At 68.2% G+C, this 5,550-nt stretch carries 6 protein-coding genes; 3 read left to right on the top strand and 3 right to left on the bottom strand.

Going from position 1 to position 5,550, the window contains the following annotated elements; translation table 11 throughout:
- Positions 1 to 224: 224 nt before the first annotated feature.
- From ACIQ3R_RS14755 to ACIQ3R_RS14745, 3 genes are read right to left on the bottom strand one after another with little or no spacing between them, the layout of a single operon-like run.
- Positions 225 to 1,490 carry a DNA polymerase IV gene (locus ACIQ3R_RS14755; protein WP_397419619.1) on the bottom strand — a complete coding sequence of 422 codons (1,266 nt, stop codon included), beginning with the start codon at positions 1,488 to 1,490 and terminating at the stop codon, positions 225 to 227.
- A complete protein-coding gene (locus ACIQ3R_RS14750; protein WP_397419618.1) occupies positions 1,487 to 2,371 on the bottom strand; it encodes an ROK family protein in 885 nt (294 codons plus the stop codon). The genes ACIQ3R_RS14755 and ACIQ3R_RS14750 overlap by 4 nt, the downstream gene beginning before the upstream one ends.
- A 52-nt stretch (positions 2,372 to 2,423) precedes the next feature.
- Positions 2,424 to 3,068 (bottom strand): hypothetical protein, encoded by a 645-nt coding sequence (locus ACIQ3R_RS14745; protein WP_397419617.1) that lies wholly within the window; start codon positions 3,066 to 3,068, stop codon positions 2,424 to 2,426.
- Between the two features lie 112 nt (positions 3,069 to 3,180).
- On the opposite strand from ACIQ3R_RS14745, the gene ACIQ3R_RS14740 reads away from it, so the two are divergent.
- From ACIQ3R_RS14740 to ACIQ3R_RS14730, 3 genes are all read left to right on the top strand, one after another.
- Positions 3,181 to 3,546: a response regulator gene (locus ACIQ3R_RS14740; RefSeq protein WP_397419616.1), complete on the top strand. Its 366-nt coding sequence runs from the start codon at positions 3,181 to 3,183 to the stop codon at positions 3,544 to 3,546.
- A gap of 5 nt (positions 3,547 to 3,551) precedes the next feature.
- Positions 3,552 to 4,916, top strand: a complete 1,365-nt coding sequence (locus tag ACIQ3R_RS14735) for a PleD family two-component system response regulator (protein ID WP_397419615.1) — start codon at positions 3,552 to 3,554, stop codon at positions 4,914 to 4,916.
- A gap of 211 nt (positions 4,917 to 5,127) precedes the next feature.
- Positions 5,128 to 5,511, top strand: coding sequence for a hypothetical protein (locus ACIQ3R_RS14730; protein ID WP_397419614.1), 384 nt, complete (start codon positions 5,128 to 5,130; stop codon positions 5,509 to 5,511).
- Positions 5,512 to 5,550 lie beyond the last annotated feature (39 nt).

Raw genomic sequence — 5,550 nt, 5'->3', positions numbered from 1 at the left:
TCTGAGTCTTCGGCTTGGTCTGGGCGATCACTGTCGAGCGAACGCCGGTGTCGGTTCCACCATCCCTTCGTTCGCTCATGGGCCTCTCACGATCTCCTCGCCGGCGCGCTCGCGACCGGCACGGGGATTAGATATGAAACATGGGGGGGATTGAAAGGGATGAATCGCCGCAACCCCTTCGCGGACGCGAATTGATGCAGCGGTGTGCGGTCAGGAGTGGGTCGCTAGAGGTCTTCGCGCTTGGCCTTTAGCAGGCGGGCGGAGGTGACAGCGCCCTTGCCGAAGCGGGCGCGAATGGCGTCGATGCTGCGTTCGGAGGCCAACGCCTTGGTCTCCTCGGCGGCGAAAAAGTCGGCGCCGGCCTGATCGGCCTCGACCAGATCGGCGATGCCGATGCCGATGAGCCGCCAGGGCCGGCCGTCGGCTTCGCGAGCCAGGAGTTCGCGGCCGACCTTGAAGAGGGTGTGGGCCGTCTGGGTGGCGACGGGCAGGGTCCGACGCCGGGTGACGATCCTGAAGTCGGTGGCGCGCAGTTTGAGCGTCACCACGCGCCCTGCGATCCCCGCGGCGCGGGCCTGACCTGCGACCCGGTCGGCGAGCGCGGCGAGGATGTCCTCCAGATCCTCCAGGGCGGACAGGTCCTCGTTGAAGGTGGTCTCCGCGCTCATGGCCTTGCGCGCCTCGTTAGGGCGAACCGCGCGGCTGTCCCGCCCATGAGCCAGGTCGTGCAGGCGCAGGCCGGTCGCGCCCCAACGATCGGCGAGATCACGGGCGCCGGCGCGGGCGAGATCGCCGACGGTTCGGAATCCCGCTTTCTCCAGGCTCGCCACCATGGCCGGCCCGACACCGGGCAGGATGCGGACAGGCTTGGGCGCGAGGAACGCCTGCGCCTCAGCGCCGATCACCGAGAAGCCGCGCGGCTTGTCGAGGTCGGAGGCTATCTTGGCGAGGAACTTGTTGGACGCCAGCCCGATGGAGACGGTGATTCCGACCTCGGCCTCGATGCGGGCTTGCAGGCGGGCGAGCGTGACCGCGGGCGGCGCCCCGTGCAGGCGCTCTGTGCCGGAAAGATCCATCCAGGCCTCATCGAGGCTGAGCGGCTGGATCAGTGGGGTGAGTTCGGCGGCCATGCCGAGGATGCGCTTGGACTCGGCGCGGTACTTGGCGAAGTCCGGCTTGATCACCACCGCCTGCGGGCACGCCTTGAGCGCCTTGAACATCGGCATGGCCGAGCGCACGCCGGAGATGCGGGCGATGTAGCAGCAGGTGGTGACGACGCCGCGCTTGCCGCCGCCGACGATCACCGGGAGGTCGCGCAGTTCCGGCCGGTCGCGTTTTTCGACGCTGGCGTAGAAGGCGTCGCAGTCCATGTGGGCGATGGAGAGCCGGCCGAGTTCCGGATGATGCAGCAGCCGGGGCGAGCCGCACGCGGAGCAGCGCCTTGCCGCCTCGGGGACGGTCGAAAAGCAGTCGCGGCAGAAGCCGGTCACTCGGGCGGCCAGAGCCAGGCGGCGCCGCGCACGCCGGAGGAATCACCGTGCAGGGCGGGCCGGATCGGAGTGTCGAAGGTGTCGGAGAAGACGTGTCGCGCGACGTTGTGGGGCAGCACGTCGTAGAGCCGGGCGATGTTGGACATGCCGCCGCCCAGCACGATCATGTCCGGATCAATCAGATCGACGACAACGCCGAGCGCACGAGCCAGACGGTCGGCATAGACGTCGAGCAGGGCCAGCGCGGCCCCGTCCCCGGCCCCGGCCTCGACGGCGACCTCTTCCGCGGTTCGGCCTGTGAGATTTCGGAAGCCCGTACCGCTGAGCCAGAGCTCCAGGCAGCCGCGGCGTCCGCACCAGCAAGGGCCGCCAGGATGTTCGTCGGGCTTGGGCCACGGCAGGGGTGTATGGCCCCACTCGCCAGCCACCAGATTGCGCCCTTCCAGCGGCCGGCGATCCACCGCGATGCCGCCGCCGCAGCCGGTGCCGATGATCACGGCGAAGACAACGCGCGCTTCGGCCGCCGCGCCATCGACGGCTTCGGAGAGCGCCAGGCAATTGGCGTCGTTGGCGTAGCGGACCGGGCGGCTCAGCACGCGTTCGAGGTCGGCCGGAAAGGGGCGGCCGTTGAGGATGGTGGAGTTGGAGTTGCGCATCAGACCGGTGGCCGGATTGGGCGAGCCCGGACCTCCGACCCCGATGCGCGAGGCCGTGACGCCGGCATGGCGTTCGGCCTCGGCGACGACGGCGCGGGTGGCGTCTAGACGATCCTCGTAGTCTGGCGGCGTCGGGGCGCGGACACGGGCCAGGAAGCGGCCGCTGCCGTCCAGCACAGCCGCCTCGATCTTGGTGCCGCCAAAGTCAACGCCCAGCCGGAACATGGGGGCAGTCTAGCGAAGATCGCGCCGCGTGGCGTGGGATGGGCAAGTCACGTCAACCCCTCACCGCCGCCTCCAGCGCATCACCCAAGCTCTGCCAGTCGTCATGGCGAGGGTGGCGGTCGCTGACGGGGGCGAAACCTCGCAGGCGGGTGTCCGCGACGTGCTGGAAGGTGGCGACGTGGGGTGCGTGGTCTGACACCGAATCGAGGTTGGAGATCAGGTCGTCGACGAAGGCGAACGGGCCTTTGGCCTGAGCGATCAGGCCCTGTGCGATGGGACCCTTGGGGCCGGAGTTGAGCACCAGCGGATAGTCCATGCCGTGGGCGGCCAGCCACTGGCGGCGCAGGGCCTCGGCCGGCTTCGGAGCATTGGAGAGGATCAGAATCTCGGCGTGCCGGGAGAGCCGGGCCAGGGCTTCAGGCGCACCCTCGGCCGGTTCAATTTGGTGGCAGGCCGTCGCGAAGAAGGCGTCGAACAGGGGCTGACCCTGTTCCAGAGGCAGGTGGGTGGTTTCGCCAGGGCGGTAGATGTTCTGGAACAAGGCGAAGCGCTCCATTCGAAACTCGAGCCCTTGCGCGGCCACGAAGTCTCCGAACCCCTGCATGAAGAGACCCAGCACCTCGTCCACGTCGATCAGCAGCAGCGGCCGGTCGCCGGAGAGGCCGAGGTCGGACAGGCGAGGGGCAAGGTTGGTCACGGGCGCTCCAGAGTCACGGATAACGAAGTTTAAGGACATCCCGGCCGATAACCACAGCCAAGGTGGGGCGGGTCGCGTTGGCGGCAGGGCCCGGAGCGCGACGCGAGTCCGAATGGCCAAGAAAGTCCTCATCGTCGAGGATAACGAGCTGAACATGAAGCTGTTTCATGATCTGCTCGAAGCCCAGGGCTATGAAATCCTCGAGACCCGCGAGGGCCTGGCGGCGCTGTCGATCGCGCGCGAGCACCGCCCGGATCTGATCCTGATGGACATTCAGCTCCCGGAGATCTCGGGCCTCGAGGTCACCAAGTGGCTGAAGGAAGACGACGAGCTGGCGCACATTCCGGTGGTGGCCGTGACCGCCTTCGCCATGAAAGGTGATGAGGAGCGTATCCGCGAGGGCGGCTGTGAGGCCTATATCTCCAAGCCGATCTCGGTGGGGCCGTTCCTGGAAACGATCCGCCGACTGCTGGCCTGACGCGAATGTCCGCCCGCATCCTCGTCGTCGACGACATCGAATCGAACGTGAGGCTGCTCGAGGCCAAGCTAAGCGCCGAGTACTTCGAGGTGCTCACCGCCTATGACGGGCCGACAGCGTTGGCGATCGCCGGGTCTGAACGCCCCGATATCATCCTGCTGGACGTGATGATGCCCGGGATGGACGGGTTCCAGGTGTGCAGGCGCCTGAAGGAAGATCCAACGACGCGGCATGTGCCGGTGGTGCTGGTCACGGCGCTCGATGGTCGGGCCGATCGGGTGGCGGGACTTGAGGCCGGGGCCGACGACTTTCTCACCAAACCTATCGATGACGTGATGCTGATGGCCCGCGTGCGCAGCCTTACGCGGCTCAAGGGCGTGATCGACGAACTGCGGGCGCGGGAGGCTTCCGGCCGGCGGGTGGGCGTGATCGCCGGCGCGGCCTCGCGGCTCGGCGGTTCCGGCGGGCGCATCCTGATCGTTGACGACAATGAGCGCCAGGCGGAGCGGGTCGCAAGCGAGCTGGCGGTAGAGCATCGCCCCGTGATCGAGCGCGAGGCGGCCACGGCGCTGCTGGCCGCGAGGGGGCTGGTGGACCTGGTGATCCTGAACGCCAATGCGAAGAGTTTCGACGGCCTGCGTCTGGCGGCGCAGCTGCGCTCGGACGAGGCGACGCGCGGGGTGCCAATCCTGGCCATCGCGGATATCGACGAGCGGGCGCGGGCGGTGAAGGCCCTGGAGATCGGCGTCAACGACATCCTGGCCCGGCCAGTGGACCCGGGCGAACTGGCGGCGCGGGTGCGCACCCAGATCCGCCGCAAGCGCTACACGGACTATCTGCGCGCCAATCTCGATCACTCCCTCGAACTGGCGGTGACCGACCAACTGACCGGTCTCCACAACCGCCGCTACATGGCCACCCAACTTGAAGCCCTGATGGAGCGGGCGCGGCATGGCGGCCAGCCGGTCTCCGTGCTGGTCATCGACATCGATCACTTCAAGCGTGTGAACGACAGCTTCGGGCACGACGTGGGCGACGAGGTGCTGGCTGAGTTCGCGGTGCGGCTGGCGTCGAACGTGCGGGCGGTGGACCTGCCGGTTCGTCACGGCGGCGAGGAATTCGTGGTGGTGATGCCCGACACCGACCTGGAGGACGCTCGCCGGATCGCCGAACGCATCCGTCTGCACGCCGCCGGCGCGCCGTTCCGCGTGATGGGCGGCGGCGAACTCTTGGGCGTGACGATCTCGGTGGGCGTGGCCCAAAGCGCCGGCGGCGGCGATACGCCGACCGCGCTGCTGAAGCGCGCGGACGAGGCGGTCTATGAAGCCAAGGCGCGCGGCCGGAACAGGGTGATCGCCCGGGCGGCGTAGGCCGCGATATGCCCACCCTCCGTCACCCTGGCGCTGGTCGGGGGCGACAAATCCGCCGACCCGGCGCTTCGCGCCTGGGGGAGGTCTAAGAGCGCTCATCTTTTCCGAGCCGGAGAGAGGGCCGCCGAAGGCGGTGACGGAGGTAAGTGCGCACTTGTGGCGGCGCCTGCAAACCGCCCTATGTTCCTATTTCGAACACGAGGGAGGCGGCATGACGCGGATATCGGCGTGGATGGCGATCGCAGTGGGCTTGGTGCTCGGCGCGGCGCAGATCATGCGCAACTACGACAATCTCGCCAACTGGCCCTCATGGTCGATCGACCTGGTGGCGGCCGGCATTCTGATCGCCGGCGGCATGTTGACGATCCGCAACGGGATGTCGCGGGCGCTCGCGACAGGCTGGTCGTTCGCGGGCGGACTTTATGTCTCGGCTCTGTTGAACCACACCCGAAACCTGCAGTGGGCGGTGGACCCGGGACAGGCGGAGGCGTCGCAGCGGCTGGTGATCATCATCGCGGGGCTGGTGGTGGCGACCGGCGTCGGTCTGGCGTTGACGCTGTTCGACCCGAAGCGCTCGCGAGCCAGCCACGCATAGCAAAACGCCCGGCGGTGAGGCCGGGCGTTTGCTTTGAAA

Source organism: Phenylobacterium sp. (assembly GCF_044371015.1).
In the GTDB taxonomy this organism is placed as follows: Bacteria; Pseudomonadota; Alphaproteobacteria; order Caulobacterales; family Caulobacteraceae; genus Phenylobacterium.
The sequence above is the reverse complement of the archived record's forward strand: the minus strand, read 5'-3'. Positions and strand labels throughout refer to the sequence as shown.

Coding starts and splice junctions, on each gene's coding strand:
- ACIQ3R_RS14735 (WP_397419615.1), top strand. CDS start 3,552: ATGTCCGCCCGCATCCTCGTCGTCGACGACATCGAATCGAACGTGAGG.
- ACIQ3R_RS14750 (WP_397419618.1), bottom strand. CDS start 2,371: ATGTTCCGGCTGGGCGTTGACTTTGGCGGCACCAAGATCGAGGCGGCT.
- ACIQ3R_RS14740 (WP_397419616.1), top strand. CDS start 3,181: ATGGCCAAGAAAGTCCTCATCGTCGAGGATAACGAGCTGAACATGAAG.
- ACIQ3R_RS14730 (WP_397419614.1), top strand. CDS start 5,128: ATGACGCGGATATCGGCGTGGATGGCGATCGCAGTGGGCTTGGTGCTC.